Here is a 26,146-nt window from a genome sequence, read left to right as displayed (position 1 = left end):
ACGGAAGAAGCCAACAGGAGGATGGCTCCGTTTATTCCGGACCCTTTATTCCCGTACCTCGATGCCCCGGCGTTCGGTGGCGCCGGGCGGCGGTACGCGGGTGGCGAAGAGTGCGCCGAGCTCCGGTTCGTAGATACGGCGGTCCACCAGCCGCAGCCCCTCCCAGACCGTCACCTGGTTCGCCGTGAGGACCGGCTTGCCGAGGAGTTCCTCCAGTTCGGTGATGTACGCGGCGGTGTGCAGGGCCGTGTGCGGCAGCAGCACCGCGTCCGCGTCCGGATGGTCCCCCGCGACGCCCAGTTCCTTCACGAGCAGCCCGTCCCAGGTGCCCGCCTCGGCGGCCGTGATGATCCCGCTGCCCCGGGTGGCGACCACCTCGATGCCCCCGGCCTCCAGGAAGCGGGCGAAGGAGGCAGCGATGTCCTCGGGGTAGGTCGCCGCGATCGCGACGCGGGCCGCCCCCACCTCCCGTACCGCGTGCGCGAAGGCGAAGGAGGTGCTGGACGCCGGCAGGCCCGCCGCCCTGGCCAGGGTCGCCGTCTGCTCGTGGGCGCCCTCCCAGCCGTACAGGAAGCTTCCGCCCGTACAGGCCCAGACGAGCGCTTCGGCGCCCGCCAGACGCAGGTCCTCCACGCCCGCCGCGAGCCGGTCGGCCGAGCCCATCGCGCGCAGGGCCTCGGCGCTGTGGGTGTCCTCGCCGATCTCGGTGTGGAAGACGGGCAGCCGGATGTCGCTGTCGAGAATGACCTCGATCCGCTGGAAGTCGTCCTCGGCGGAGTGGCCCGGGTAGAGGAGTCCGATGGTCGTCATGTCCACCCTTCCTGTGCGTCCTGAGCGCGAGCGCGTGATCCGTCACCGCTGCCCTCGCCCCTGCCAAGTATTCCTCCTGCGTGCGCACCCGCATCATGGAGTGCACACGGAGCGTGACCGGGCGGCTCCGTTGACGCGGCGGGTTTCCGGTGCGAGCGTGGTGAGTGATGCCTGAGCCCACCCTCCTCGTCCTCGACACCGAACCGTCGCCACGCCTGGGCCGGCTTGCAGGCCGGGTCCGGGTCCGTTACACCGACGAACGGGGTCTGGCCGGAGAGCTTCCATCGGCGGACGCCCTGCTGGTGTGGGACTTCACCTCGGACGCGGTCCGCAGGGCCTGGCCGGGCGACGGGCCCCGCCCGCGCTGGGTGCATACGGCGAGCGCGGGCGTGGACCGGCTGCTCTGTCCCGAACTGGCCGCGTCCGACACCGTGGTCACCAACGCGCGCGGCGTCTTCGAACTGCCCATCGCCGAGTACGTCGCCGGTCTGGTGCTCGCCTTCGCGAAGGATCTGCCGGGCACGCTGGAGCTGCAGCGCCGGCGCCAGTGGCGCCACCGCGAGGTCCGGCAGCTCTCCGGCACCCGCGCGGTCGTCGTCGGCGCGGGCCCCATCGGCCGGGAGATCACCCGGCTGCTGCACGGCCTCGGCGTGATCGTGGCGCTCGTGGCGCGCAGCGCCCGGCGCACGATCCACGGCATCGAGGATCTGGACCGGCTGGCTGCCCGAGCCGACTGGGTGATCTGCGCGGCGCCGCTGACGGAGTCGACGCGCGGGATGTTCGACGCCCGGTTCTTCGGTCTGCTCCAGCCCTCGGCCGTGTTCGTCAACGTGGGGCGCGGTCCCGTGGTCGTCGAAGCCGATCTGGCGGACGCCCTGCGCAAGCGGTGGATCGCGGGGGCGGCGCTCGACGTGTTCCAGGAGGAGCCGCTCGGACCGGAGAGCCCGCTGTGGGACGTCCAGGACCTGGTGGTCTCACCGCACATGAGCGGCGACACGGTCGGCTGGCGCGACCGGCTGGGCGAGCAGTTCGTGGACATGTACGAGCTGTGGGCGGCGGGTCTGCCGCTGCCCAACGTGGTGGACAAGGAACAGGGTTACGTCCCTTCCATCGACCGCACCGAGTAATACGCCCCGCGCATCCCTGGTCGCACTCCGCCCATGAAAGGGCACGAAAAGGTCACTCTCCGGCCACTGTTGGGTTACATGCCGCCTCTTCCTGCATAGACGTACGGGATCGGGCAGGCGCCCACCCTGTCCGGACTGTTCGACCTCCAGGAGATTGCGAACCATGGCTGACTTCCCGAATCTGTCCCGCCGGGGTTTCCTCAACCGATCAGCAGCCGTGGGCGGATTGCTCGTCGTTCCCGGCGTGCTCTCCGCGTGCAGCAAGACCGACGCCGGGGCGGTCGAGGGCGAGGGCGCCCTCGAAAAGCTCCGCAAGCAGGGCTTCGTGCGGGTCGCCTACGCCAACGAGGCCCCGTACGGCTACCTGGAGGGCAAGGAACTCAAGGGCGAGGCGCCCACGCTGCACCGCGAGATATTCAAGGCGCTCGGCGTCGACGAGCTGAAGCCCACCCTCTCCGAGTGGGACGGTCTGATCCCCGGGCTCCAGGCCGGGAAGTACGACGTGGTCAGCGCGGGTATGGCGATCACCCCCGAGCGGTGCGCCAACGCCATATTCTCCGAACCGGAGTTCATCTCCCCCACCGCGCTGATGGTGAAGAAGGGCAACCCGAAGAAGGTCACCGACCTGGCCTCCGCCAAGGCCGCCGGGATCACCGTCGGTGTGATGTCGGGTGCGGTCGAGGGTTCGTACGCCAAGGGCGCGGGCATCGCCGAGGACAGGATCAAGACGCTGCAGAAGCCGCAGGACGGCGCCGACGCCGTCAAGGGCGGGCGCATCGACGCGTTCCTGCTCACCGGCATCTCGCTGCGCTGGCTCGCGAAGACCAACCCCGACACCGAGGTCACCGAGGCGTTCCTGCCGGAGCTGGACGGGAAGAAGCAGTTCTCCCCCGGCGGCGCGGTGTTCAGCCAGGGCAACGAGGACCTGCGGGACTCCTTCAACCGCGAGCTGAAGAAGATCGTCTCGGACAGGTCGCGCTATGTGAGCCTGCTGGAGCCGTACGGCTTCGGGGCGACGGAGATCCCGCCGGCCACGCTGAAGACCGCCGATCTGTGCAAGGGCTGACGGGGCGGACCACACCGTATGAGTGACTTCTTCTCCACTCTCCTCGACGAACTCCCCCAGGTCCGCGCCGGCCTGTGGGTGACCCTCCAGGCCACCGTGCTGGGCTCCCTGCTCGCCCTGCTCCTGTCCTTCGCCCTCGGCCTGATGGCCGGCAGCCGGCTGCTCCTGGTGCGGGGGGTCTCGCGGACCGTCGTGGAGTTCTTCCGCGGCACCTCGCTCTACATCCAGCTGTTCTGGCTCTACTACGCGATGCCGCAGCTGACCGGTTACGAGCTGACGCCGGTGCTCTGCGGCGTCGTCGCGTTCGGCCTCAACTACGGGGCGTACGGCTCCGAAGTGGTCCGCGGGGCCATCAACTCCGTACCGCGCGGACAGTACGAGGCGGCCCTCGCGCTGAACCTCACACCCTCCCGGCGGCTGCGCAAGGTGATCCTTCCGCAGGCGTGGGTGCAGATGATCCCCTCCTTCACCAATCTGCTGATCCAGCTGCTGAAGTGCACCCCGCTGCTGTGGCTGATCTCCGCCGCCGATCTGATGACCGTGATCCAGCAGCTGCGCGACCGCACCGGTGAGACCCTCACCGCGTATCTGACGCTGCTGGCCGTCTACTTCGTACTGGCCTACGCGCTCACCCTGCTGATGAATCTGCTGGAACGGACCGCCAAACGGCGGCTCGGCCTCGCGACCGGTCCGGGCAGCCTGCTGAAGAGCCGCAGCGCCGCGGCCACCACCACCGCCGGAGGTGCCCGGTGAACGGCTTCGACTGGAGCGCCGCCGGGGACGCCCTGCCCCTGGTGCTCGAAGGATTCAAGGTCACCCTGATCGCCACGCTCCTCGGCACCCTCGTGGCCGCCGTCCTGGGGCTGGCCATCGCGGTCGCGGGACGGGCACCCAGCCGGCTCGTCACGGTGCCGGTACGCGCCGCGATGGAGTTCGTCCGCGCCACCCCGCTGCTGGTCCAACTCGTCGGCGCCGCCGCGGTCTTCAGCTCCGTCGAGCCGCTGACCGTCGGCATCGTGGTGCTGGGCATCCACTACGCCACGTACACCTCCGAGGTGTACCGCGCCGGGATCGACGGTGTGCCGAAGGGCCAGTGGGAGGCCGCACGGGCGCTCTCACTGCCGGCCCGCCGGACCTGGCAGGCCGTCATCCTGCCGCAGGCCGTACGCAACGTGCTGCCCGCGCTCGGCAACTACGCCATCTCGATGTTCAAGGAGACCCCCTTCCTCGCCGTCATCACGGTGCAGGAAATGGTCTTCGAGGCCCGGAAGTACGGGGCCGAGCACTTCGCGTACACCGAGGCTTTCACGCTCGCGGGACTGGTGTTCCTGGTCGCGAGCTACCCCACCTCGCTACTGATGAGAAAGCTGGAGAAGCGCCTTGGCCACTGAATCTGCTCCACTGAAGGAGCCCGCGGACGCGGCCCTGGGCCATGTGACGACCGGCGTCGAACCGCTGGTCCGCTTCGACCGGGTGGTGAAGCGCTACGGCGACCATGTGGTCCTGGACGAGCTGGACTTCACCGTACGGCGCGGCGAACACGTCACCCTGATCGGCCCCAGCGGCTCGGGCAAGACGACCATCCTGCGGCTGCTGATGACGCTGGAGAAGGTCAGCGACGGGGTGATCTGGGTGGACGGCTCACCGCTGTCGCACGTCCGCACGGCGGACGGCTCCCTGAAGCCCGCGGGCGAGAAGCAGCTGCGGGAGTCCCGGAAGAAGATCGGGATGGTCTTCCAGCAGTTCAATCTCTTCCCGAACATGAAGGTGCTCCAGAACATCACCGAGGCGCCGGTCAGCGTGCTGGGCATGGACCGCGACGAGGCGGAGAGCCGGGCCCGCGAACTGCTCGACCTGGTGGGCCTCTCGGGGAAGACCGACGCGCATCCCTCCCAGCTCTCCGGCGGTCAGCAGCAGCGGGTGGCCATCGCCCGTGCGCTGGCGATGCGGCCGGAGATCCTGCTGCTCGACGAGGTGACGTCGGCGCTGGACCCGGAGCTGGTGGCGGGCGTGCTGGATCTGCTGTCCGACATCGCCAGGACCACCGACATCACCATGCTCTGCGTGACCCACGAGATGAATTTCGCCCGGGACGTGTCGGAGAAGGTGCTGATGTTCGACGCCGGACGGGTCGTGGAGTCCGGATCTCCGGAAAAAATCTTCTCGGATCCGGAGCACGAACGTACGCGCGAGTTCCTCAACGCGGTGCTGTGACCACGCTGTTGGTGCACCGACAATGACGTGGGCATATGCCAGACGGGTGCGCCCCAGCTGACAGGGCCGGGGCGCACCGTGAAGTCGCCAACAGGAGCCCCGTAAGGGGCTCTTGGCGGCTATCGTGGAGCGAAAGCTTGCGGTCACAACCTGGTAGGGGGACACCGTGGCGTTGAAGCCCGAGCCGACCGCACCGTTCCACTCGGTGCAGTACGCCCTGCGCGTGCTCGAAACGGTCTCCAAACACGGCAACGGTGTGACCGACGTACAGATCGCCCGCGAGACGGGGCTGCCCACCGGCCACCTCGCCTCCCTCCTGCTGACGCTGCGCCGCGAGGGGTACGTCGAGCAGGTCACCGACGGGGCGTACGTGATCGGCGCCTCGCTCCTCCTGATCGGCTCCGGCGCGGCCCGCCGGCAGGCCCTGGAGGACAAGCTCCAGCAGACCCTGGTGCAGCTGCGGGACTCCGTTGGCGCCGCGGTCTATCTCAGCCGGTACGTCGACGGTGAGATCCGGGTCACACAGATGGCCGACAGTCCCCTGACGCCCGCGGTCAACGAGTGGGTGGACTTCCGGTCGGCGGCGCACGCCAGCGCGATCGGGAAGTGCCTGCTGACGCAGCTCGACCAGAACGGCCGGCGCGACCACATCTCCCGGCACAAGACCGCCCGGCTCACCTCGCGGACGATCACCAGCGAGAAGGTCCTCTTCTCCAAGCTGGACAGCCAGCCCGCGACGGTCCCGATGCTGGACCTCCAGGAGTACGCGGTGGGCACGGTCTGCGCGGCGGTGCCCCTGACCGCCGGGTCGTCGGCGGGATGCCTGGCGCTCTCGCTGCCCATCGAGGACGCGCACCGGCTGCGGTCGGCGGCGGACGCCCTGAACCGGCGGGCCGCGCCCGTACTGCTGTCGCTGGCGCTCTGAGGACGTGTGTCGCGAGCACTCCTGGAGAGCAGGTATTATTTTCGAGTCAGCAGGCGCCGTTAGCTCAGTTGGTTAGAGCAGCTGACTCTTAATCAGCGGGTCCGGGGTTCGAGTCCCTGACGGCGCACGACAACGCAGTGGGCGGTTTCCGATTCGTCGGGAACCGCCCACTGCGCTTTTCACGTCAGAACTGCACGTCCGAGCAGGCGTAGAACGCGTTGCCGGTGTCCGCGACGTTCCAGACGGCGAGGATGATGTGCTTACCGGTCTTCTGGGTGGGGATCGTGCCCTGGTGGGTCAGGGTCGCCGGGGGCTGCTGGTTCCCGTACGGCACCGTCATGAACGGCTGTGACTCCAGTGCGGCCCTGGTGAGCGGCTGGGTGGAGTTCCAGCCCTGCTTGGTGATGTAGTACCGGAAGTCGCTGGTGGAGTGCCGGGCGGTGAACTGCCAGCGGAAGCTGTAGCCCTGGCCGCCGGTGACCTTGGTCGCGGGCCAGTTGCCGCCGCGCGGGTCGTCGAGCGCCGAGAACTGACCGAGTCCCGCGGAACAGATCTTGCCGTCGGCCGGACCGGCCGCCGGGAAGCCCTTCGGGCCCTCGACACTCTGCGGCTCCCACTGGATGGACCCGCAGCCGGTCACGGTGCCGTTGGCACACAGTTTCTGCCGGCTGATCGGGGAGTCCGTGTAGCCGTGGCTGCTGGCGCTGCTGGTCGCGAACATCGACGCGCCCGCTATCGCCAGGCCGATCACGGCCGCGCTTGCCCTTTTCCGCATGCTTGTGCTCCTCAAGAACGTGGGGGAGGTTCCATGAGCTCTGCTCTGCGCGCGTGTGGTGCGGTCTAGACCAAGTCATAGGCTATTGACGCGACGTGAACATGTCCAGACCAATGAGCATCCGATTCCGGTACGCCGCCGGGGAGTTGGAGGATCCCGCTCAGGCGCCGTCCCCACCGCTGCGGCCGGTGTAGAACGCCACCGTCAGGTCCTTCACCAGCGCCTTCCGCTCGTAGTCGTCGAGCTCCACGATGCCGCGCGAGGTGAGCCGGTGCACCGTGTCGTCGACGGCGTCGACCACGGAGGTCAGCACGCTGTCGCGGTGCTTGGCGTCGATGGCGGCGATCCGGCGGCGCTGCATCGCGGCGGCGACCTCGGGGGCGTACTCGATTCCGGTCGGCTGCGCCGAGTACACCTCGATGCCCACGGGTTCACAGTCCGCCTTAAGCATCCGGGTCAGCGCGTCACCGACGGCCTCCGCGTTGCGCAGGGTGTGCGCGTCCTCGTGGAACGCGTCGGCCGGCAGCTGGGAGAGCACCCGAGCCATCGCCGCCTCGACCTGCTCGCGCAGATACTCCTCGTGGTCGGCGACGCCGAGCGTGGCCCGCACGGTGTCCTTGATCCGCCAGACGACGAGGACGACCACGCGCAGCGCCGTACCGTTCGCGTCCACGGCGGGCAGCGGTTCACTGCGCCAGTGCCGCAGCCGTACGTCGACGCGGCGGCGCAGCAGGAGCGGGGAGACCCACACCAGGCCGGTGCGCCGGACGCTTCCCCGGTAGTCGCCGAACAGGGTCAGCACCCAGGCATGACCGACCCGGCCGCGGCCGAGACCGCCGAGGGCGAACAGGACCACGGTCGTCAGGAGGGCGAGCAGCGCCCAGGCGCCGATGCCGATGCCGTCGTACGGGCGGGGGCCGGCCCCGATGCGGGTGAGCACGGCGTCGGGCAGTGCCCCGGACCACCACAGGGTGGCGAGGCCGGCGACGGTGCCGGTCGCCCCGGTCAGCAGGGCCGCCCAGCCGGGCAGGGCGGGCCCCGGCCGCTCGGCGAGCCGGGGGTCACCGAGCGGTGCGGGCCTGGTCGGCGCCTGCACCTGCGGCGTACGCGGCAGGGGTGGCCGCCGGGCCGGCTGCGCGCGCCGCGTCACGAACGCGGGCAGCGCGGCCGGGTCGCCGCGCTCGGTGTCCGCGTCCGGGTCGCGGCCGTCACGGTTGTCGCGGCTGTCGCGGTCGTCACGGAAGAGGAGGTGTACGGGGATGGAGGCGGTGGACTCGTTGGCGATGACCGGGTGCCGCCGCCCAGTGTCCCACCAGTTCTCGGTGTCGGTGGCCCCGCTCCTGCCCCCGGACCCCGACGCGGTGACGAGCCCGGCCGCGGGAACGGAGGCGGCAACGGGAACGGCCGGGATCAGATCGAGCACCAGATCCACCACCGTGTCGCCCGCCCGTTCCGGGTCCTCCCCCTCGTGCGGTGGGGTCCCGGGTGGGGTGGTCGTGTCGGCGGGGACCTCGGTCGCGTCCTCGTGTCCGTTCACCGGCTGGCCTGCCTTTCCGTTCTCCGGGAATCCGGAGCTGTCCGACACCGTGGGTCGCATTCCCGCCTCCGTCATGTCCGTGCCGTCACGCGAAGAGCCGCCGCCAGGTCTCCGGTCCCGGGTAGCCGTCGGCCTCGCTGCCGCGCCAGCCCAGGGACCGCTGGAACGCCTCGACATTGCGACGGTCCGCCTCGGTCCACCGGGGCCCGGGACCCGAGGCGTAGAACGTGCCGTATCCCTTCTTCACCAACTGTTTGCCGAGCCGTGCGACATGGCTGTTGGACTGACCCGGCTTGAAATAGCCGCGGCCGGGGAACGCCGGGGCCGCGTTCTGGCTGCCGCCCGCACCGGCGGCGGGGATGCTGCGCCCGGTGCTGTTGGCCAGAAGCCGCCAGGTCTGCGGTCCGGGGATGCCGTCGGCCTCCTTGCCCTTCCAGCCCTGGGCCTTCTGGAACGCCTGCGTCGCACGCCGGTCCGCCGAGCTCCACCGCGGTCCAGGACCCACCGTGTAGTAGCGCTTGCCGCCGCGCGCCACGAGCATCTTGCCGAGCTGGGTGACGTACTTGTTGTTGGCGCCCGGGCCGAACTTCCCCGCCCCCGGGAAGGAGGTCGAGGAGCCGCTGCCGCCCGATCCGCTCGTGAGCCCCTTGTAGCGGTACGCCACATACCGGTCGGAGTTGTTCCAGTACGCCATGGGCGTCGCCTGCTTGCGCGTGCGCGGGCGCGCCTGCTCATAGGCGGTGTAGTGGGTGTGCCTGTAGTCGGTCCAGCCCCCGAAGATCGTGACGTGCGAGCCCTTGGACGGGTCGGCCGGATTGTGGAAGAGCAGGATGTCGCCGGGCTGGAGCTCCTCCCGGGAGACCCGCGTCCCGTACTGGGCGAGGCTGCCGGTCCACTCGTTGCCGCCCAGGTTCCAGGCCATCGAGACGAAGCCGGAGCAGTCCTGGCGATAGCCGTCCGACCAGTACTTCGCCATGCTGTACGGGACCTGCGCCGAGACCCAGACCTTGGCCCGGTTGATGATGTCGGCCCGCGTGGTCTTACGGAGCTCCGGCTTCGAGGACGGTGGGCCGGAGGCCCCGGAACCCTTCAGCGGACCCTTCTCGCCCTGCGGGGTGGCAGGTTCGGGATCGGCCGACGCGTCCGTCCGGGCGGGGCCTGCGGCGTGTCCCGTCGCGGTCGCCGCCTCCGCGGCCCCGCTGGACAGGACCACTCCGGCGGCCGTCACCAGCACCAGCGCCCGGCGTGCGCCGTGCGCCGCCGGATGTCCGCCGTGCCGCGTGGACAGGGCCCTGGCCGCGGTACGCCGCTGCGCGGCACACCCCGCACAGGAGCAGTCGACAGCGGGCTCGTACTCCTCGAAGACCGGCACAGTCATGCGATTCCCCTCCGCACTCGTCAAGATCTTTGGGCGCATCTGCAACGGGCGTCAGTGTCTCAACTCTCCTGACATATCGCATTTTGACGGATCAAAGAGAAAAAACGACCATCCCACAGGGCGCGGCGCGGCGGAATTGGTCAGGGGCACGGTGTCTGATCGGGTAGAGTTCTCCAGGTCAGCAGGCGCCGTTAGCTCAGTTGGTTAGAGCAGCTGACTCTTAATCAGCGGGTCCGGGGTTCGAGTCCCTGACGGCGCACGCAGAGTCAAGGCCCCCTCACCCAGCGTGAGGGGGCCTTGTTCGTGTGCCCTGCGCCGGTGGACGGGCGGTTCGCGAGCCCCTGCGGGCGCCCCCGCGCGCCCCTCCCCTTCACTCCCCGCTTCACTCCCCGCGCAGTGGTCAAACCGCACGTATGGCAGCTAAACACCAAGTTTCACCCTTGCGATCACACCACAAGTCGGACAACCTGTCCTGGAGCCATCGACTCCAAGGGGGCCGCTGCACCGGCCAGTTGGGCAGCGGAGAGTGATGTACCGGTTGCGTGTACCGCGGGATGGGGGTCCCGTTCATGGACGAATGCCGAGGGGGCATCATGCAACCGGAAGGCCACCTTTCCATGTCTGTGAAAAGGTGACCCGCCACTGTGTGCGTGTGCGGTGTTCCAGGGGGCTCCATCGCACACGAACGAACCGACCAATCACGCACTGACCATGCGTGCGGGGGGATGACCCATGACGTCGACGCCGCCAGGCGCCCGGCCGGACAACGACGCTTCCCGGACCACGCAGCTACGGATACCGCCGCAGCTGCGGGCCGGGCAGCGGCGACGCCGGACGAACAAGGCGCTGCCTCGCTACGACTACGAGCACTACAGCCGGCTCGCCGGGCCCCTGACCCAGCCCGAAAGCGACCGACCCTACACGGTCCGCTACCGCTCCCTGCTCTCACAGGAACCGCACCGTTTCCGGGCCGCGCTGCTCCTCGGCGCGGCTCCTCTCGTATCGCTCGGCCTCTTCGCCTGGCTGATGCAGCCCGGGCACTGGACGGAACGCGATCCGAACCTCGAGAACGACACCCTGCTGATCCTCGACATCGTCATGCTGGTCTCGATCGGTCTGATCGAGCTGTTCCGCACGATGAACGTCCTGTCCAACGCGCACGCCACACTCGTCGCCCGTGACCCGATTCCGGTGGTGCCGGAGACGGGCACCAAGGTCGCCTTCCTCACCTCCTTCGTCCCGGGCAAGGAACCCCTGGAGATGGTGACGAAGACGCTGGAGGCCGCGGTGCGCATCCGGCACCGCGGGCTCATGCACGTGTGGCTGCTGGACGAGGGCGACGACCCCGCCGTGAAGGAGGTGTGCGCCCGGCTCGGTGTGCACCACTTCTCCCGCAAGGGCGTCGCGCACTGGAACCAGGCCAAGGGTCCGCACCGCGCGAAGACGAAGCACGGCAACTACAACGCCTGGCTCGACGCGCACGGCGGGAACTACGACTTCTTCGCCTCGGTCGACACCGACCACGTACCGCTGCCCAACTATCTGGAGCGGATGCTCGGCTACTTCCGCGACCCGGACATCGGTTTCGTCATCGGCCCGCAGGTCTACGGCAACTACGACACGTTCGTCACGAAGGCCGCCGAGTCGCAGCAGTTCCTCTTCCACGCGCTGATCCAGCGCGCGGGCAACCGCTACGGCGCCCCGATGTTCGTCGGCACGAGCAACGCCGTGCGGATCTCGACCCTCAAGCAGATCGGCGGTCTGTACGACTCGATCACCGAGGACATGGCCACCGGCTTCGAGATCCACCGCGCCCGCAACCCGCTCACCGGCAAGAAGTGGCGCTCGGTCTACACCCCGGACGTGCTGGCCGTCGGCGAGGGTCCCACCGCGTGGACGGACTTCTTCACCCAGCAGCTGCGCTGGTCGCGCGGGACGTACGAAACGATCCTCAAGCAGTACTGGAAGGGCTGGTTCTCGCTCCCCGCGGGCAAGCTCTTCAACTACACGATGATGATCATCTTCTACCCGATGTCGGCGATGAACTGGATCCTGGCCGCGCTGAGCTGCGCGCTGTTCCTCGGCATGGGCGCCTCCGGTGTACAGATCGACCCGGTGATCTGGATGATGCTCTACGGCAACGCGTCCGCGCTCCAGATCGGTCTCTACATCTGGAACCGGCGCCACAACGTCTCCCCGCACGAGCCCGAGGGCTCGGGCGGACTCGCCGGGATGATGATGTCGGCGCTCTCCGCGCCGATCTACGCACGCTCCCTGATGGATGCCGTCCTTCGCCGCAAGAGCTCCTTCGTGGTGACGCCCAAGGGCGACTCGTCGAGCCCGGACACCCTCTTCGGCACCTTCCGCATCCACCTCTTCTTCCTTCTCGTGTTCGGCGGCTCCATCGCCGCGTCCTTCTTCCTGGGCCACAGCCACCCCGCGATGCTGACCTGGGCCTGCCTCGCCCTGCTCATCACGGCGGCGCCGATCTTCGGCTGGCGGCACACCGTCCGCGCCGAGAAGAAGAAGCGCCGGGCGGAACCGCAGGAGCGGCCGGGACCTGCCGACAGCGAACAGACCATGCAGATCGCCCTTGGGGGACGTAACCAATGAAGTACCGTCCGAGCCGCCGTGCCCGCCGACTGGCGATCAGTACGGCGGTGGTTGTCGCGCTCGCCGGCGCGAACGGACCGTGGCTGTACCGCTTCGGCACCGAGCGCTATCACACGTACGAGATCAACACCTCGGAGTACAAGGCGGCGAACGGTCACTGGGACTTCCTCGACGTCCCCGCCGAGTTCCGGATCAACACGATCCACGCGGCGCTGCTGCACACCGGCAAGGTGCTGCTCGTCGCGGGCTCGGGCAACAACCAGAAGAACTTCGACGCGAAGAGCTTCCGGTCGGTGCTGTGGGACCCGAAGACGAACGGGTTCAAGAACATACCCACGCCCAAGGACATGTTCTGCGCCGGTCACACCCAACTGCCCGACGGCAAGCTCCTGATAGCCGGCGGCACGAAGCGGTACGAGAAGCTGGAGGGCGACGTCACCAAGGCCGGCGGCCTGATGATCGTCCACAACGAGGACCCCGACAAGCCGGTCACCCTGCCGGCCGGTACCCGGTTCACCGGCAAGGAGAACGGCAAGACGTTCGTCTCCAAGGACCCCGTGCTGGTCGAGAAGGCCACGAAGGTCTTCGACAAGGTGACCGGCGCCTTCGTACGCAACGAGCCCGGCCGTGGCCGGATCTACGTCGAGGCCAAGCAGTCCGGCGCGAAGTACGAGACGGGCACCGAGGACAACTACCGGATCGCCGGCCTGTCCGGCTCCGACACCCGTAACGTCTACGGGATCGCGCAGAAACTCGCCCTGGACAAGAAGGACTTCCAGGGCATCAAGGAAGCCTACGAATTCGACCCGGTCGCGGAGAAGTACATCAGCGTCGACCCGATGAACGAGGCCCGCTGGTATCCGACGCTGACCACGCTGAAGGACGGCAAGGTCCTCGCCCTCTCCGGTCTGGACGAGATCGGGCAGATCGTGCCCGGCAAGGACGAGATCTACGACCCGGAGACCAAGGAGTGGGAGTACACCGGCATCGTCCGGAAGTTCCCCACCTACCCGGCGGTCTTCCTCCTCAACAGCGGCAAGCTCTTCTACTCCGGCTCCAACGCCGGGTACGGGCCCGCGAACGTGGGCCGCCACCCCGGCGTCTGGGACCTGGCGACGAACAGGTTCACGAAGATCCCCGGGCTGAGCGACCCGGACAAGATGGAGACCTCGGCGACGGTACGGCTGCCTCCCGCCCAGGACGAGAAGTTCATGGTCATCGGCGGGGGCGGGGTCGGCGAGTCCGAGAAGTCCAGCGAGAAGTCCCGGCTGGTGGACCTGGGGGCCAAGAAGCCGCGGTTCGAGGACGGCGCGGCGCTGTCGGACGGCACCCGCTATCCGAGCGCCTCGCTGCTGCCCGACGACTCGCTGCTCGTCACCGGCGGCTCCGAGGACTACCGCGGGCGCGGCGGCTCCGATGTGCTCCAGGCGCGGCTGTACGACGCGAAGTCGGACACGTACAAGCGGGTCGCGGACCCGGCGGTGGGCCGCAACTACCACTCCGGCTCGCTGCTGCTGCCGGACGGCCGGGTCATGATCTTCGGCTCGGACTCGCTCTACTCGGACCGGGACAACACGCGGCCGGGCACGTTCGAGCAGCGGATCGAGATCTACACGCCGCCGTATCTGTTCCGCGATGCCCGCCCGGAGCTGACGGCGGGTCCGAAGCGGATCGCGCGGGGCGGTACGGGCACGTATCGGACGCGGCAGGCTTCGTCACTGAAGTCGGCGAAGCTGATGCGGCCCAGCGCGGTCACCCATGTCACGGACACGGATCAGCGGACGGTCGCGCTGGACCTGAAGAAGACGGCCGACGGGATCACGGTGACGGTGCCGAAGAACCGGGCCCTGGTGCCTGCGGGCTGGTACATGCTCTTCGTCACCGACGACCGTGGCACACCGTCGGAGGGGACCTGGGTGGAGGTGCCGTAAGGACTGGGGCCGCCCGGTGGGCTTTGCCTACCCGGCGGCCAGGTCCAAGGCGTACTCCGGCCACCACTCGCCCGCCTTCGGGCCGCCCTTGCAGTCGCCGTCGGACTCGCCGGGGCGCTTGATCCAGAGGTAGGCGTCGACCAGCTCGTCGCCGGTCTTCGTGGTCGGGGTCTCGCCCAGCGCACGGCCCGGCGGGTTGCACCAGTTCTGTGCCGGGTCGCCACCGTCGTAGGGGCCGTTGCCGTTGCGGCTGGTGTCGATCACGAACGGCTTGTTGCCGACCTTCGCCGAGAGCTGCTTGCCGAAGGCCGTACTGGCCTCCGTGGTCTGGAAGTTGGAGACGTTGACCGCGAAGCCGTCCGCGTCGCCCACGCCCGCCCGCTGGAGCGGCTCGAACAGTGCGTCGGGGCTCTGCCAGCCCGCGTTGCCCGCATCCACGTACACCGTGGTCCCGGGCTGCTTCTTCAGCCGCTCGACCGCACCCCTGAGCAGGTCGTACCGCTCCTCGTGGAACTCCTGCGGCGTACAGCCGTCGACGAGGTGCAGCAGCGCGTCCGGCTCCAGGATCACCGTGGTCCGGCGGTCACCGATGCCCTTGGCCACGTCCTCCACCCAGGCACGGTAGGTGTCGCCGTCGGACGCGCCCCCCTTGGAGAACTGCCCGCAGTCGCGGTGCGGGATGTTGTAGAGCACCAGCAGGGCCTCCCGGTCGGCCTTCTCGGCCGCCTCGGTGACACCCTTCACCTCGGCCTCGGGCTTGTCGGGACCGATCCACTCGCCGACCGGCTGCTGTGCGATCTTCCTGATCAGGCGGGCGCTCTTGTCGTCGCCGTACTCCTCGTAGCCGGCGACCTGCTTCGCCGCGGTGCCGTCGGGGTCGACCCAGAACGGGTCGCTGCCCTTGGGCTGCTGGCCTATGGCGGCCGGGCCGTTCGGCTCCCCCTCGTCTGACGAAGAACAACCCGCCACTAGCAGGACCGCGCCGATCACGGCCGCGGTGCCGGTCCGAAGACCGCCGCCCGGGCGCGTGCGCGCGCCGGACCGGCCGGTGTAACTGCCGTACATCCACTCCCCCTCGGGTGTACTGGTCGCACTGGTCGCACCCGTTTCCGGGTGCGCCGATGTACTCCCGGTCGCATCCATCCTGACACAGCGACACGGGGGCCCACCGGGCTCGCGCGAACTGGCCGGGGGGCTGCCGGGGAGCTGCTACGGCGGACCCGGCCGGCGGCTCCGGGGGGAGCGGGCTGCCGGCCGGGCTGGGCCTCGCGGCGTGCCGTACGTCAGACGCGGCTCTTCTCGCCGGTGCTCTTCTCGGCCGCGGTCTTCTGGCCCGTCAGATAGGCCGAGACGACCACGTTGGCCGTGTACGACTTCGACTTCTCGTCGTACGTGCCGCCGCAGGTGATCAGGCGGAGCTCCGCCCGGCCGTCCTCGCGGGGCCCGTACGCCTTCCTGGCGTCGAAGCGTTCCCGGGTGAAGACCTGGACGTCGTCGATGGTGAACTCGGCGATCGTCCCGTCGGCCCTGGTCACCCGGACCTTCTCGCCGGGGCGGGCCGCGCTGAGCCCGTAGAAGACGGCGGGCTTCGTCTCCGTGTCGACGTGGCCGACGAAGAGCGCGGCGCCCTCGGCACCCGGCTCGGTGCCGCTGCCGTACCAGCCGACGGTCTGCGGCATCGCGTACGGCGGCGGGTCTATCGCCCCGCCCTTGTCCAGACCGCGCCGGACGACGGGGGCCTCGATCCCTATCGAGGGGATCTCGACCCGCTTCGGCGCGGCGCCGTCGAGCGGCTCGTGCGCCGGGGGCAGCGGTACGCCCAGGGGGCGCCCGACCGCCGCGACATCACCGGTCGTCGGGGCGGAGCTGCCGCCGGGACCGTCGGTGATCTCGCGGCCCCAGAGCCACAGGCCCAGCAGGAGAACGGCCCAGGCGACTCCGGTGAGCAGCCGCCCGGTGCCTGCCGGGCGGTCCGGGGCGGACATCTCAGTCCGTGGCCGAGCGACGGCGCCGTGCGCTGCGGAAGGCGACGGCGACGGCCGCGACGGCCCCGAGTACCAGCCCGGTCACGGCGTGCCGTGTGCCGGGGCCTTCCTGCTCGGCTGCCTGGTCGGCGAGGGTGGCGGTGCCACCGCCGCCGGCCCTGACGGGTGCGACGGGCGAGGGCTGGCGGTGGTGGACGACGGTGATCTTGCCGGTGGCCTTGCCCTTGCCGCCCTTGCAGTTCACCCAGACGTCGTAGTCGCCGGGCTCGGCATCGGAGCGGATCTTCGCCTCGGCGAACAGACCCTTGTCGTCGGCGGGCGCGAAGTGGGCCTCCGCGACGAAGGCATCGGAGTTGCCCTTGGCCTCCTTGCCTTTGCCGCAGATGTCGACCCAGAGCTCCACCTCCCCGCCGGGGGCTATGGCGGACGGGGTCACCGAGACCTTGCCTTGGGGCTCGGAGTCGGCCAGGGCGGCGGTCGCGGGCAGCAGTGTCGCCGCGACCGTCGCTGCGGCACAGAACGTGAGGGGCAGTGAACGCATGGTGAACCTCCTTCTCGCAGGTTCACCCGCGCGTCCGCATTTCGCATCCGCAGGGGCCTGGTCGGGCGACCTTCCCCGTATCCCGCCCGCCGTACTCCGTCCTCCGTCAGACGAGGTCGACGAGATCCGCGATGGACGGGACGACCTTCGACGGCGTGAACGGGAACCGCTCGATGTCGCCCGGCTGGGTCACTCCGGTCATCACCAGGAACGTGGTCATGCCGGCTTCCAGGCCCGCGAGCACGTCGGTGTCCATCCGGTCGCCGATCATCGCCGAGGTCTCGGAGTGCGCCCCGATGGCGTTCAGCCCTGCCCGCATCATCAGCGGGTTCGGCTTGCCGACGAAGTACGGGTCCTTGCCGGTCGCCTTCGTGATCAGGGCGGCGACCGATCCGGTCGCCGGCAGCACGCCTTCCGTCGAAGGACCGGTCTCGTCCGGGTTCGTGGCGATGAACCGTGCGCCGTTGTTGATCAGCCGGACGGCCTTCGTCAGGGCCTCGAAGGAGTACGTACGGGTCTCGCCCAGGATCACGAAGTCGGGGTCGGAGTCCGTGAGGATGTACCCGATGTCGTGCAGCGCGGTGGTCAGCCCCGCCTCGCCGATGACGTACGCCGTCCCTCCAGGACGCTGGTCGTCGAGGAACTGGGCGGTCGCGAGCGCCGAGGTCCAGATGTTCTCGACAGGCACGTGCAGGCCCATGCGGGTGAGACGCGCCTGAAGGTCGCGGGCGGTGTAGATGGAGTTGTTCGTCAGCACCAGGTAGGGCTTGCCGGAGTCACGGAGCTTCGTGAGGAAGGCGTCGGCCCCGGGGATGGGCACACCCTCGTGGATGAGGACCCCGTCCATGTCCGTGAGCCAGGATTCGATCGGCTTGCGCTCTGCCATGGGACGTGCTCCTGCCGTACGTACTGTGCACGTGATGTGCTGGGACGCCGGCGGCACCGCGTTGTGCAGCGCCGACGTCCCGATTTTAGGCCGCCCGTCCGGCTGGGCGGAACGGATGCGTTATGAGGAACTGATCTTGACGCCGTCTACTACCCAGTACCAGTTGTTGCCCGCCGTGTAGCGGAACCGGACCTTGACGTTCGTGGCGCCCGAGGGGACCTGGAGGGTGACCGTCTCGTCCTTGGCGACGGCGTCGGCGGTGTACGTCTTCACGGAGACGGGGGTGCCTCCGTTGTACGAGACGAGGACCTCGCCCTTCTGCGGGGCCTCCTGGCGGTAGTGGGTGGTGTAGCGCAGGACCGCCGTGCTGCCGCCGGTGACCGGCCACGCGGGGCTGACCAGGGTGGAGTCGAAGGTGCCGGTGTAGCTCTTGTCGACCCATTCGTCGCCGTCCGCCACGGCGAAGACGTTGCGGGCGCGGATGTTGGACTCGCGCCACTGGTCGCGTTCGGCCGCCGTCCAGAACTCGTCGGTGGTGAAGGTCCAGCCGCGCCACTCGGTCACGCCGCCGGTGCCCATCGCGCCGTTCTCGATGGTCCAGCCCGCGGGCGGGGTGTGGGTGAAGCCGAGGACTCCGGCGCCGATGCCCGTCTCGTCGACACGGGTCGTCAGCTGGGGCCTCAGCGCGTCGAAGGCGTCCGGGGTGGGCTGCTGGAGGGGGCGGCCGTCCAGGTTCCAGGACGGGGATATCGCGATGCCGAGGTGGGCGAGGGCGGAGGCGGCGAGGTCGGGCATCTTGATGTCGTGGCGGGTGGAGCCGGCGGTGATGCCACCGCCGCTCGCGATGAGGAAGGTCTGCCGTTCGCCCGCGCTGGAGCCGCCGTGGCCGCCCGCGTCGGTGTGCCCGTGGTCGGTGGTGACCATGATGAGCCAGTCCTCGGAGGCGTACGTGGGCCGTGAGGTGACGGCGGCGACCATCTGGCCGACCTGGGTGTCCACGGTGCGGATGGCGTCCAGGTACTGCTGGCTGGCGGCGCCGTAACTGTGGCCCGCGTGGTCGATGTTGTCGAGGTGGACGAGGACGGCGTCGCGGTTGCCGTTCCTCAGCTCGGCGACGGCGCGGCTGGTGGTCCCGGTGTCGTACTCGGCGCTGGGCGTGGAGACCCGGGTGTCGACCTTCGAGGAGAGGATCGTGTCCGTGACGGGGGCCCAGGAGGCGACCGCGTACGTCGACAGGGCGGGCTTCGCCGTCTCGATCCGGGTGAGAAAGTCGGGGTACTGGGAGTACTTGCTCCCGCTGAAGCTGTTGTCCTTCACGCCGTGCTTGTCGGGCCAGACGCCGGTGATGACCGTGGACCAGCCGGGGCCGGACACGGTGGGCGCCAGCGGGTTGGCGTAGATCGAACTGGCCGCGGTGAGCCCGGACGCCATGAGCGCGTCGAGGTTCGGCGCGGTGGCGTCCTTGATCCGGCCGAGCAGGGCGCCGTCCAGGCCGATGGCCAGGACCTTGGGGGTGCGGGCCGCCGCGCGCGCGGTGGCCGCGGCGAGCGGTCCTGCGGCGGTGGCGAGGGCTGCGGCGCCCATGAGGAGCGTACGGCGGGACAGTCGTGACGACACGGGGTCCTCCGAGAACGGAATCGGGTTGGGGGCGCTCAACTCCCCACCCGTGGGCGGGGAGTTGAGCGTGGGTCCAGACCCGTTATCATTCCGCTACACTTCACCGTCGGTCCATACCTGTGCGGTGAATGATGGAGCAACTATCAGCTGCCCGTCGCCGACTTCCAGGCGTCGACATAGCTGTCCAGGTTGGTGCCGATGTCCGACCAGTCCGGCTCGAAGACCTCCACACCGTCGAGCAGCGCGGCGAGTTCGATGGCGTTGGCGTCGGTGGCCTCGATGTCCTTACGGGCGGTGAAGCCGCCGCCGACCGCGCTGACGTCCTTCTGGGCCTGCTCGGAGAGCATGAAGTCGAGGAGCTTCTTGCCGTTCTCGCTGTGCGGGGCCTTGTCGACGAGACCGGCCGCGTACGGGAGGGCGAAGGTGGTGGGCTTGCCGCTGCCCTTCGCGGGGAACCAGATGCCGAGGTTCGGCATGTCCTTGGACTGCGCGAAGTTCATCTGGACGTCACCGTTGGCGACGTGCAGCTCGCCCTTGTCCACCTTGGGCGCGAGCTTGCCGGTGGAGGCGGAAGGGCCGACGTTGTTCGTCTGGAGCTTCTTCAGGTACTCCATCGCCGGCTCCTTGCCGCCGAAGTCGTGCATGGCCTTGATGAGGACGGCGGTGCCGTCGCCCGCCACACCCGGGGTGGAGTACTGGACCTTCTCCTTGAACTTCCCGTCGAGCAGCTCCTCCCAGGTCTTCGGCGGGGTCTTCAGCTCCTTCTTGTTGTAGATGAAGCCGAAGTAGTTGTTGACGACCGAGGTCCACGTGCCGTCGGCGGCCTTGTCGGCGCCGTCGACCTGGTCGGAACCGGCCGGCTCGTACGCCTTCAGAAGGCCCTTGGAGTCGGCCTGCTGGATGAACGGCGGCAGGGTGACGAGCACATCGGCCTGGGTGTTGGACTTCTCGCGGACGGCGCGCTGCACCATCTCGCCGGAGCCGCCCTCGACGTACTCGACCTTGATGCCGGTCTTCTTCTCGAAGTCCTTGAAGACCTTGTCGTACCAGCCGTCGCCGTTCTCGCCCTTGAGGCCGTCGGCGCTGTAGACGGTGACGACCTTCTCGTCGGACGCGGCCGAGGAGCCGCCGCAGGCGGAGAGGGTGGCGGCGAGGGCGAGGCTGCCGGTGACGGCGGCTATCGGCTTGAGGAGGTTCTTGCGCATGGGTGTCGTATCTCCTGGAAGTAAGTAGGGGGGTACGGCGGATCAGCGGTACGAGGCCCTGGTCCGGATGCGGGAGACGCCGAGCAGGACGAGCAGCGTCGCGCCCATCAGGACCACGGCCACCGCGGCTCCGGTGAAGAGCGAGCCACGGTCGGTGGCCGCGAAGATCTGCACCGGCAGCGGAGTCCAGTCCGGCGGGTAGAGCATCATCGTGGCGCTCAGCTCGCCCATGGACAGGGCGAAGCAGAGCCCCGCGGCGGCCGTGAGCGACGGCAGCAGGAGCGGCAGCTTGATCCGCCACAGGACGTACGCGGGTCGCGCGCCGAGGCTGGCCGCCGCCTGCTCGTACATCGGGTCGAGACGAACTATGGCGGCCGAAACCGACTGGTAGGCAAACGCTGTGACAAGAACGGTGTGCGCCAGGATCACGATCCAGCGCGTTCCGTTGAGGAGCACCGGCGGCTGGCTGAACGCGACGAGCACCGCGAGGCCGACGACGACGGAGGGCACGGCCACCGGCAGCATGAACAGCGCGTCCAGGAACCTCTTGCCGCGCTTGCGCAGCGAGGCGGCGGCGACCGCGGCCCAGGAGCCGATGGTGAGGGCCAGCAGGCTGGCGCAGAGCGCGGTGACCAGGCTGGTGGTGAGGGCCTGGAGGGAGTCGCCGCTGGTGGCGGCGGCGTAGTGCTTGGTGGTGGGCCCGGAGGGAAAGGCGCCGGACCAGTTCGTGGTGAACGAGGCGGCGACGATGACCAGCAGCGGCACCGCGAACAGAGGGACGAAGAGGAGGAAGAAGGTGGTCCAGGTGGCCCACTTCCCTGCCCGGCTATGCACCAACACGGCGGCTCACCATCCGATACAGGCTGTAGAGACCGACCGAGATCGCGATGTTGACGACGGCGACGACACAGGCGGCCGGGTAGTCGGATTCCAGGATCGCCTTGCCGTAGACGAGCATCGGCAGGGTCGTGACCCCTTTCGCCCCGGTGAACAGCACGATGCCGAACTCGTTGAGGCACATGACGAGGACGAGGCTGCCGCCCGCGGCGAGCGCGGGAAGGGCCTCGGGGAGGATCACCTTCCGCACGATCCGTGCGGGGCGTGCGCCCAGGGAGGACGCCACTTCCAGCTGCGCGGTGTCGAGCTGGGAGAAGGCGGCGAGCAGGGGCCGCATCACGAACGGGGTGAAGTACGTGATCTCGGCGAGAAGTACGCCCCACGGGGTGGTGAGGAAGTGGAAGGGCCCCTCGGACGCACCGGTGGCGCCGGTCCACATGCCGTTGGCCATGCCGACCGTGCCGTAGATGAACAGCAGGGCGAGCGTGATCAGGAACGACGGGAAGGAGAGGAAGACGTCGATGAACTTGGAGACCGCCTTCCCGCCCGGGAACGGCACGAACGCGATGATCAGGGCCAGCACGAACCCGAGTACGAGACAGCCGACCGTCGAGCCGACGGCGAGCCAGACGGTGGTCGTCAGTGCCGAGCGGAAGGACTCGGAGGCGAAGACGTCCGCGTACGGGGTGAGTGAGGTGCCGCCCTCGTCGGGGGTGAAGGACTGCTGGACGACGAGCGCCAGCGGATAGAGGAAGACGAGCGCGAGGACGGCCACGGGGGGCAGGGCCCAGATCCAGGCTGTCGTCCGCTTGCGCGGGGCGCGGCTCCCGGCCGAGCCCTGGCGGACGTCTCCGGCGACCAGACTAGCCACGGGCTCCTCCGGATACGGATATGGTTTCGCCCTTGACCTGGTCGACCGCCGGGAGCAGCACCGCGTCCTCGGACGCGAAGTGCAGCGTCACCTCACCGCCGAGCGCCGGCGTCTCGCGCAGTTCGCGCAGGTCGGCCTTGACGCGGTGGCCGGCGATGTCCACGTACAGCCGGTGTGTGGAGCCGCGCCACTGGACCTCGGCGATCGTGCCGGTGAGGGCGTTGGGTCCGTCGCCGAGCCCGACGAGGTGGGGGCGTACGCAGAGCGTGGCCGTGCTGCCGGTGGCCGCGTCGCCGGTGGGGAGTTTCAGGTCCTGCCCGGCGAAGGCGACGGATCCCGAACCGACCGTGACCGGCAGGAGGTTCGCGTTGCCGACGAACGAGGCGGTGAACTCCGTACGCGGGCGGCGGTACAGCTCCTGCGGGGTGCCGCAGTCCTGGAGCCGTGCCTTGTCCATGACGGCGATCCGGTCGGCGAGGGTCAGCGCCTCGACCTGGTCGTGGGTGACGTACAGGATGGAGACGTCCGGCAACTCGCGGTGCAGGCGCGCCAGTTCGGCGAGCATTCCGGAGCGGAGCTGGGCGTCGAGCGCGGAGAGCGGTTCGTCGAGCAGCAGGACGCCGGGCCGGATGGCGAGCGCGCGGGCGATGGCGACGCGCTGCTGCTGGCCGCCGGAGAGCTCGCGCGGGTAGCGCTTGGCGTAGGCGCCCATGCCGACGAGTTCGAGTGCCTCGGTGACGCGCTCGGGGATCTCCGCCTTGGGGACCTTGCGGGCCTTGAGCCCGAAGGCCACGTTGTCCTGGACCCGCATGTGCGGGAACAGGGCGTACTGCTGGACGACCATGCCGATGCCGCGCTTGTGCGGGGGCAGCCCCGTGACGTCGCGGTCGCCGAGATACACCCGCCCGGAGGCGGGCTGGACGAATCCGGCGACGGCGCGCAGTGCGGTGGTCTTCCCGGAGCCGGAGGGCCCGAGCAGTGCTATGACCTCGCCGGGTTCGACGGTCAGGTCGAGCCGGTCGAGGACGGTGTTCCCGCCGTACGCGACGCTGACCTGGTCGAACCTGATGCCGCTGCGGACGGCGCCGCCGCCGCCCGTCATGCCTCGGCCCGCGCGATCAGGCCGGGCAGTTCCACGATCGAACCCAGGACGTGCGTGGCGCCGTGCCGGTTCAGCTGGTCCTTGTCGTGGGCGCCGGTCAGGACGCCCGCGACGATGCCGGCCCCGGAGCGTACGCCGCTGAGCATGTCGTACGAGGTGTCGCCCGCGACCACGATGTTCTGGACGCCGTCCACGGCGCCGGTGCGCAGGAAGGCGGCGAGGACCATGTCCGGGTAGGGGCGGCCGCGGCCGCCCGCGTCGGCGGGGCACAGGGTCAGGGGGACCAGGTCCTGCCAGCCGAGGGCGTCGAGGATGGCGTCCTGGGTGGGGCGGGCGAAGCCGGTGGACAGGACCACGGTGCGGCCTGCGGCCTTGAGCTCCTCGATCGCCTCGCGGGCGCCGGGTATCGGGGCGATGAGGCCGCCGTCGACGAGCTCTCCGTACGCCTCCTCGAAGGCGGTGTTGGCCTGCTGGGCCTTGTCCTCGTCGCCGAAGAGGTGACGGAAGACGGAGATCTTGGACTCGCCCATGGTGGCGCGGACGTAGTCGAGCTTCTCGGCGTGGTCGGCGGAGCCGGGCTCGACGCCCAGCCGCTTGGCGGCGGAGGCGAAGGCCTGCTCGACCAGTCCGCCGTCGGCGACGGTGGTTCCTGCCATGTCGAGCACGACGAGGTTGTGGGTGCGCTTGTCGGTCACTGTGTTCACCAGCCCAGTTCGTTGGCGGTTGTTTCGGCGATGGCGGGCGAGCAGGTCATCCCGCGCCCGCCAGGTCCGGTCACCAGCCAGGTGCCGCCGCGCACCTGCTGGCGGTGGACGACACGGCTGGTGTCGGTGCACTGGGCGTAGACGCCGGCCCAGCGGTGGCGGATTCTCGGCAGCGGGCGGCCGAGGAAGGACTCGACGACCCGGGTGAGGTGCTCGTACGGCTCCTCGGTCGTGTCGAAGGCGAAGGGGTGCTCGTACTCGTGGGTGTCGCCGATGGTCAGTCCGCCGTCGCGGCGCTGGACCATGAGCAGCTGCATCTTGTGCTCGGCGGCGGTCGGCGCCTGTGCCTGTCCGGCGTTGAGCGCGTCCAGGGCCCCGCTCGCGTACGCCGGGTAGTAGCGGAAGCTGTCGGCGTCGGCGACGGACGTGGTGAGTGCTTCGCCGAGCGGGTCGGTCTGCATCATCTGGAGGCGGACGCGGCGCACGGGCAGGTCGGGGCCCGCCAGTTCGCGGACGAGTCCGCCGAGCCAGGCGCCGGTGCACAGGACGACGGCGTCGCCGGTGTGCACGTCGCCGTGGTCGTCGCGGACGGCGCTGTCGCCGATGACCTCGCGGACCTCACGGCCGCCGAGGTAGGTGTACCTGCCGGATGCCAGCAGTGCCTGCTTCAGGGCCAGCTGGGCGGTGCGGGGCTCGACGGCCGCGTCCCGCTCGCACCAGAGGGCGGCCTCGAAGTCTCCGCGCAGCGCCGGGTTGACGGCGCGGGCCTCACCGGGGTTAAGCAGCTTGTAGCCGCGGGCCGCCGCGTCGGGGCGGGCGACGGCCGCCTCGGCGACGGCGAGCTCCAGTGCGGTGCGGAGCGGGGTGAGCGATCCGCAGGGGCGGAAGCCCAGGCCGGGTACCTGCTCCCCGATGCCCTCCCACAGCTCACGGGCGCGGAGTGCGGTGTCCAGCTCCTCGCCGCCCGCCCGGCCGCTCACCCATATCTGTCCGAAGTTGCGAAGGGATGCTCCGCGCGCCTCGCTCTCTCGCTCGATCTGTACGACCTCGTGGCCGCGGTTCACTGCGTGCCAGGCGTGCATGGTTCCCACCACGCCGGCTCCTACGACGATGACTCTCACAACGGCAACGCTCCTTGGAGCGGGTGACCCGGACGAATCCGTACGGCAACGGGAGGGTGAACGAGCACCCAAGGTTGGCCTAGACCCGTTACATGGCTGTTATCGCCATGCGTCAATTGCCGGTCCGGGATTCAGCGCCGGTTACCCAGATGCGTCGTGAAGGAGAACCTGTCGCCACGGAAGAGTGTCCGCACCCGCTCCAGCGGCAGACCCGCCGAGTCCCGCGAGACGCGGTGGATCAGCAGCATCGGCAGCGCGGGCGGGGTGCCGATCAGCAGGGCCTCGCGGGGCGTGGCGAGCACCGTCTCGATCCGCTCGTCACCGTCGCCGAAGGAGATGCCGAGGCGGTCGTGGAGGTAGGCGTAGAACGAGGAGTCGGGGTCGAACTCCGTGTCCAGGTGCGGGATGCGGGCGACGGAGACGTACGTGCTCTCCAGGCCGACCCGCTCGTCGTCGGCGAGCAGGACACGCTCCAGGTGCCAGACCGGTTCGCCGCGTGCGACTCCTATTTCGGTGGCCAGTGCCTCGGGGCAGGGGAAGCGGTCGAGGCCGATGAGCGTACGGCCGGGCGTGCGGCCCTGGCGGCGGACGCCCTCGGTGTAGCTGGCCAGGGAGAGCGGCTGCTCCAGCTTGGGCCCGGCCACGACGGTGCTGCGGCCCTGGCGGCGGAGCCGCCCCTCCAGCAGCAGCTCGCGCAGCGCCTGCCGCACGGTCTCGCGCGAGACCTCGTAGCGCAGGGCGAGATCGCGCTCGGTCGGCAGCGAACCGCCCTCGCTCAACTCATCGATCAGGAGGGATACATGAGCTTTGACGGCGTAGTACTTGGGAATACGGCCGTGCTCCGGGATGCCGGAGCGGATCGGTGCGCCAGGTGCCTGGTCGTTCGGATAGTCCACCGCCC

23 protein-coding genes, 2 tRNA genes and 1 pseudogene are annotated in these 26,146 nt (G+C 69.5%); 10 read left to right on the top strand and 16 right to left on the bottom strand.

Going from position 1 to position 26,146, the window contains the following annotated elements:
* Positions 1 to 45: 45 nt before the first annotated feature.
* Positions 46 to 810, bottom strand: coding sequence for a maleate cis-trans isomerase family protein (locus tag ACWGO0_RS07605; protein WP_453529519.1), 765 nt, complete (start codon positions 808 to 810; stop codon positions 46 to 48).
* Between the two features lie 167 nt (positions 811 to 977).
* On the opposite strand from ACWGO0_RS07605, the gene ACWGO0_RS07600 reads away from it, so the two are divergent.
* The 7 genes from ACWGO0_RS07600 to ACWGO0_RS07570 all read left to right on the top strand — a co-directional run bounded on the left by ACWGO0_RS07600 (position 978) and on the right by ACWGO0_RS07570 (position 6,269).
* Positions 978 to 1,937 carry a D-2-hydroxyacid dehydrogenase gene (locus ACWGO0_RS07600; protein WP_453529516.1) on the top strand — a complete coding sequence of 320 codons (960 nt, stop codon included), beginning with the start codon at positions 978 to 980 and terminating at the stop codon, positions 1,935 to 1,937.
* Between the two features lie 163 nt (positions 1,938 to 2,100).
* Positions 2,101 to 3,003: an ectoine/hydroxyectoine ABC transporter substrate-binding protein EhuB gene (gene ehuB, locus ACWGO0_RS07595; protein WP_453529513.1), complete on the top strand. Its 903-nt coding sequence runs from the start codon at positions 2,101 to 2,103 to the stop codon at positions 3,001 to 3,003.
* A gap of 18 nt (positions 3,004 to 3,021) precedes the next feature.
* Positions 3,022 to 3,756 carry an ectoine/hydroxyectoine ABC transporter permease subunit EhuC gene (gene ehuC, locus ACWGO0_RS07590; protein ID WP_453529510.1) on the top strand — a complete coding sequence of 245 codons (735 nt, stop codon included), beginning with the start codon at positions 3,022 to 3,024 and terminating at the stop codon, positions 3,754 to 3,756.
* Positions 3,753 to 4,394 (top strand): ectoine/hydroxyectoine ABC transporter permease subunit EhuD, encoded by a 642-nt coding sequence (gene ehuD / locus ACWGO0_RS07585; RefSeq protein WP_453529508.1) that lies wholly within the window; start codon positions 3,753 to 3,755, stop codon positions 4,392 to 4,394. Before ehuC ends, ehuD begins: the two co-directional genes overlap by 4 nt.
* On the top strand, positions 4,384 to 5,217 hold the full coding sequence (gene ehuA, locus ACWGO0_RS07580; protein ID WP_453529505.1) for an ectoine/hydroxyectoine ABC transporter ATP-binding protein EhuA: 834 nt from the start codon (positions 4,384 to 4,386) through the stop codon (positions 5,215 to 5,217). The genes ehuD and ehuA overlap by 11 nt, the downstream gene beginning before the upstream one ends.
* Before the next feature lie 166 nt (positions 5,218 to 5,383).
* Positions 5,384 to 6,142 (top strand): IclR family transcriptional regulator, encoded by a 759-nt coding sequence (locus ACWGO0_RS07575; protein WP_453529502.1) that lies wholly within the window; start codon positions 5,384 to 5,386, stop codon positions 6,140 to 6,142.
* Between the two features lie 53 nt (positions 6,143 to 6,195).
* Positions 6,196 to 6,269: transfer RNA gene (locus ACWGO0_RS07570), tRNA-Lys, on the top strand.
* A 57-nt stretch (positions 6,270 to 6,326) separates the two neighbouring features.
* Here the strand turns inward: ACWGO0_RS07570 and ACWGO0_RS07565 are convergent.
* The 3 genes and pseudogenes from ACWGO0_RS07565 to ACWGO0_RS07555 form a co-directional block, all read right to left on the bottom strand.
* On the bottom strand, positions 6,327 to 6,917 hold the full coding sequence (locus ACWGO0_RS07565) for a lytic polysaccharide monooxygenase auxiliary activity family 9 protein (protein ID WP_453529499.1): 591 nt from the start codon (positions 6,915 to 6,917) through the stop codon (positions 6,327 to 6,329).
* A 160-nt stretch (positions 6,918 to 7,077) separates the two neighbouring features.
* Positions 7,078 to 8,217: pseudogene (locus ACWGO0_RS07560) on the bottom strand (SPFH domain-containing protein); the annotation flags it as partial.
* Positions 8,218 to 8,539: 322 nt separating this feature from the next.
* Positions 8,540 to 9,832, bottom strand: a complete 1,293-nt coding sequence (locus ACWGO0_RS07555; protein WP_453529496.1) for a peptidoglycan-binding protein — start codon at positions 9,830 to 9,832, stop codon at positions 8,540 to 8,542.
* Between the two features lie 185 nt (positions 9,833 to 10,017).
* Between ACWGO0_RS07555 and ACWGO0_RS07550 the strand changes: the two genes are divergently transcribed.
* The 3 genes from ACWGO0_RS07550 (at position 10,018) to ACWGO0_RS07540 (ending at position 14,376) form a co-directional block, all read left to right on the top strand.
* Positions 10,018 to 10,091, top strand: a tRNA-Lys gene (locus ACWGO0_RS07550).
* 473 nt (positions 10,092 to 10,564) lie between these two features.
* On the top strand, positions 10,565 to 12,445 hold the full coding sequence (locus ACWGO0_RS07545; RefSeq protein ID WP_453529493.1) for a glycosyltransferase family 2 protein: 1,881 nt from the start codon (positions 10,565 to 10,567) through the stop codon (positions 12,443 to 12,445).
* A complete protein-coding gene (locus ACWGO0_RS07540) occupies positions 12,442 to 14,376 on the top strand; it encodes a galactose oxidase-like domain-containing protein (RefSeq protein WP_453529490.1) in 1,935 nt (644 codons plus the stop codon). The genes ACWGO0_RS07545 and ACWGO0_RS07540 overlap by 4 nt, the downstream gene beginning before the upstream one ends.
* A 27-nt stretch (positions 14,377 to 14,403) precedes the next feature.
* Here the strand turns inward: ACWGO0_RS07540 and ACWGO0_RS07535 are convergent, their stop codons facing one another.
* The 12 genes from ACWGO0_RS07535 to ACWGO0_RS07480 all read right to left on the bottom strand — a co-directional run bounded on the left by ACWGO0_RS07535 (position 14,404) and on the right by ACWGO0_RS07480 (position 26,141).
* Complete coding sequence (locus tag ACWGO0_RS07535) at positions 14,404 to 15,441, bottom strand: glycoside hydrolase family 6 protein (RefSeq protein ID WP_453529487.1); 1,038 nt, start codon at positions 15,439 to 15,441, stop codon at positions 14,404 to 14,406.
* A gap of 218 nt (positions 15,442 to 15,659) precedes the next feature.
* Entirely contained in the window at positions 15,660 to 16,361 is a 702-nt protein-coding gene (locus ACWGO0_RS07530) for a class F sortase (RefSeq protein ID WP_453529485.1), read from the bottom strand.
* A gap of 1 nt (position 16,362) precedes the next feature.
* Positions 16,363 to 16,902: a hypothetical protein gene (locus ACWGO0_RS07525; protein WP_453529482.1), complete on the bottom strand. Its 540-nt coding sequence runs from the start codon at positions 16,900 to 16,902 to the stop codon at positions 16,363 to 16,365.
* 106 nt (positions 16,903 to 17,008) lie between these two features.
* Positions 17,009 to 17,788: an HAD-IIA family hydrolase gene (locus tag ACWGO0_RS07520; protein WP_453529479.1), complete on the bottom strand. Its 780-nt coding sequence runs from the start codon at positions 17,786 to 17,788 to the stop codon at positions 17,009 to 17,011.
* Between the two features lie 120 nt (positions 17,789 to 17,908).
* Positions 17,909 to 19,372 (bottom strand): alkaline phosphatase family protein, encoded by a 1,464-nt coding sequence (locus ACWGO0_RS07515; RefSeq protein ID WP_453529692.1) that lies wholly within the window; start codon positions 19,370 to 19,372, stop codon positions 17,909 to 17,911.
* Positions 19,373 to 19,548: 176 nt separating this feature from the next.
* Positions 19,549 to 20,610, bottom strand: coding sequence for a 2-aminoethylphosphonate ABC transporter substrate-binding protein (locus ACWGO0_RS07510; protein ID WP_453529476.1), 1,062 nt, complete (start codon positions 20,608 to 20,610; stop codon positions 19,549 to 19,551).
* 42 nt (positions 20,611 to 20,652) lie between these two features.
* Entirely contained in the window at positions 20,653 to 21,450 is a 798-nt protein-coding gene (locus ACWGO0_RS07505) for an ABC transporter permease (RefSeq protein WP_453529473.1), read from the bottom strand.
* Complete coding sequence (locus ACWGO0_RS07500; protein ID WP_453529690.1) at positions 21,437 to 22,309, bottom strand: 2-aminoethylphosphonate ABC transporter permease subunit; 873 nt, start codon at positions 22,307 to 22,309, stop codon at positions 21,437 to 21,439. Before ACWGO0_RS07500 ends, ACWGO0_RS07505 begins: the two co-directional genes overlap by 14 nt.
* Position 22,310: 1 nt before the next feature.
* The gene (locus ACWGO0_RS07495; protein WP_453529471.1) at positions 22,311 to 23,420 is read right to left on the bottom strand and encodes an ABC transporter ATP-binding protein; all 1,110 of its coding nucleotides are present in this window, start codon (positions 23,418 to 23,420) and stop codon (positions 22,311 to 22,313) included.
* Positions 23,417 to 24,124 (bottom strand): phosphonatase-like hydrolase, encoded by a 708-nt coding sequence (locus ACWGO0_RS07490; protein WP_453529468.1) that lies wholly within the window; start codon positions 24,122 to 24,124, stop codon positions 23,417 to 23,419. The genes ACWGO0_RS07495 and ACWGO0_RS07490 overlap by 4 nt, the downstream gene beginning before the upstream one ends.
* Complete coding sequence (locus ACWGO0_RS07485; RefSeq protein WP_453529465.1) at positions 24,121 to 25,245, bottom strand: TIGR03364 family FAD-dependent oxidoreductase; 1,125 nt, start codon at positions 25,243 to 25,245, stop codon at positions 24,121 to 24,123. Before ACWGO0_RS07485 ends, ACWGO0_RS07490 begins: the two co-directional genes overlap by 4 nt.
* 131 nt (positions 25,246 to 25,376) lie before the next feature.
* Positions 25,377 to 26,141: a GntR family transcriptional regulator gene (locus ACWGO0_RS07480; RefSeq protein WP_453529462.1), complete on the bottom strand. Its 765-nt coding sequence runs from the start codon at positions 26,139 to 26,141 to the stop codon at positions 25,377 to 25,379.
* Positions 26,142 to 26,146: the final 5 nt, after the last annotated feature.

It is taken from the genome of Streptomyces sp. NPDC055749, assembly GCF_053617235.1.
The sequence above is the reverse complement of the archived record's forward strand: the minus strand, read 5'-3'. Positions and strand labels throughout refer to the sequence as shown.